The 486-nt window shown below is 50.6% G+C and carries 1 protein-coding gene; it reads right to left on the reverse strand.

The genetic code is table 11. The annotated features are described in order from the left end of the window. Window positions 1–26: 26 nt before the first annotated feature. A partial coding sequence (locus ACTHUR_RS19430; RefSeq protein ID WP_440400430.1) for a methylenetetrahydrofolate reductase occupies window positions 27–486 on the reverse strand: 460 nt, incomplete at its 5' end.

Raw genomic sequence — 486 nt, forward strand, 5'->3', positions numbered from 1 at the left:
TCAGAATGGTGAGGCCGTCTGTTTTATTAACGGGGGCGTACACCCAAAATATGGCAGATGGCGTAAGTCAGTTCGCTGCGGTTGAGGGTGTAGAAGTGGAAGTCTTTGACACCTTCGCGAGAGAGGACTTTGACCATGTCGATGGCGATGCTGGCGGCAACAAGGTTGCGTGTGCCTTGGTCGTCATCCAAACCTTCGTACATTTTAGACAGCCAGCTTGGAATTTTGACGTTGGTCACTTGGGCCATTTTGGTCAATTGTTTGAAATTGGTTACAGGCAGGATGCCGGGAACGATTTCAACGTCGATGCCCATCATCACGCAACGGTCGCGGAAGCGCAGATAGCTTTCCACGTCAAAGAAGAATTGGGTGATAACGTGGTTTGCGCCCGCATCGATTTTACGTTTCAGATTGATCAAGTCGGCTTGGGCGGATTTGGCTTCAGGGTGAACCTCTGGATAGGCCGCTACGGAAATATCCAAGTCG

The organism is Neisseria sp. P0021.S007 (genome assembly GCF_051956855.1).